The organism is Ilumatobacter sp. (genome assembly GCF_049588435.1).
GTDB lineage: Bacteria > Actinomycetota > Acidimicrobiia > Acidimicrobiales > Ilumatobacteraceae > Ilumatobacter_A.
The window spans coordinates 1-1532 of sequence record NZ_JBAVYV010000001.1; the positions used below are offsets into that span (position 1 = coordinate 1).

The following is a 1532-nucleotide window of genomic DNA, read 5'->3' on the forward strand; positions in this document are numbered from 1 at the left end:
GTGCTGTTGACGGTGCCGACGGTAGGTGGGACTCTGAAGTGATGGGGCGCAGTAGCGCAATCGTGGTCGGCTTGGTACTTGTCACCGCGGCGTGCTCGTCGAGTGGCACAACCACGTCGACAGAGTCCATCGATCCCACCATCGTCGAGACGACGGTGCCCGGCGACGACGATGCACCGGGTCCTCCAACCGCCGCGAGCACGACGCCGGCGCCGAGTTCAGCGACAGCGACAGGCGTGTTGGATGGAATCTGGTGGAAGCCACTCGTCCCCGACGCAAGCAACGATCTTCCGCTCACATACCAGTTCGGCCCGGGGGACCTGTTCGTGATGGACGGCAGGGCCCAGCTCACCGCCCCTGTCTTTCGGGGTCGCTACACCTTCGTCGACGACGTGGTGACCTACTTGGACAACGAGATCGCTGACGGCCCGTGTCCTGCTGGCGACCGAACCCGGTTGGCGATCGTCGTTGTCGATGATGGCGAGATCGGCAGCGAGGTGCTCAAGGCCGGCGAATGCAGCTCCGAGGATGGCACGCAGGCCTCGATGATCCGGCTGTCGCCAGCGTCCACTGCAGGGACGGCCATCACGCCACCCGACGGCGAGTTCGACGACACCCTGAAAGTCCCAACCCAGCTGAAGGGGATCTGGCTCCGCGAGGCAACCGGTGAGGTCATCTACTTCCACCCGGACAGCACCTATGCGCGCAGCAACATCGGTGACGTCGTGGCTAATCCCGACGACCACGGGACCTTCGTGATCGCGACACCCGACGCTGCCGCCGAGAACGACAGCGAACTGGCGCACGTGGTGATGACAAGCGATGGTACGAGCAAGTGTGCCGCCGGCGCGACGCTGACTTGGGGCACGGTCGCATGGAATCAGGTTCCCCCGGGACTCGAACCACCACTCGGACCAATCGGCGCAATCAACGCCGTCGCTGACGACCCTTGCGGAATGTCGTCGGGCAACCAGACCTGGATCCACATCTCAGGGGGCTAAGTCAGGCCCGTCCCGGCTCAACGCGAGCTCTTGTCGCACGTCCTCACGGACCACACGTCGACCGAGCGCCAGCCGGGGCACTGCGGGAGGTCAGACCGCTACGAGGACGCTGCACAATCACCGCCTCGGAATGCGCGCGGGCAGGCGTCCGAGGTCGGCACCTTCGATCGGACCGACCGTCCCGAGATGCTCAACCGGTTGGCGGCCGAGGGCGTCGCCGGACGCCGGATACTCCTCGGGCCGAGGCCTCGTCGGAGGAGCCGATAGGGCCGCTCGCCTCGATCTCAGGGGAGCCTAAGGGCGTACTCCGGGCATATGCGGTGAACTACTCCGCACCTCAAATCGTCACCGGTGCCGAATGTCCGACCGGGCAGGCCAGCGGACTGGCGTTCGTCCGCTCAAACGACGATGTGTGGAGAGCGACGGTCTTCGACTACCCCAGCGATAGCGCAGCACACTCGACACGACCGCTTCGACGTACTGGACGGTCAAGGGTTGGATCTCGGCGGCCGGATCCGTGACCTTCTACAC

At 65.3% G+C, this 1532-nt stretch carries 1 protein-coding gene; it reads left to right on the top strand.

Going from position 1 to position 1532, the window contains the following annotated elements; all coding sequences use genetic code 11:
- Window positions 1-236: 236 nt before the first annotated feature.
- Window positions 237-1001 carry a hypothetical protein gene (locus WBV89_RS00005; protein ID WP_423979294.1) on the top strand — a complete coding sequence of 255 codons (765 nt, stop codon included), beginning with the start codon at window positions 237-239 and terminating at the stop codon, window positions 999-1001.
- Window positions 1002-1532: the final 531 nt, after the last annotated feature.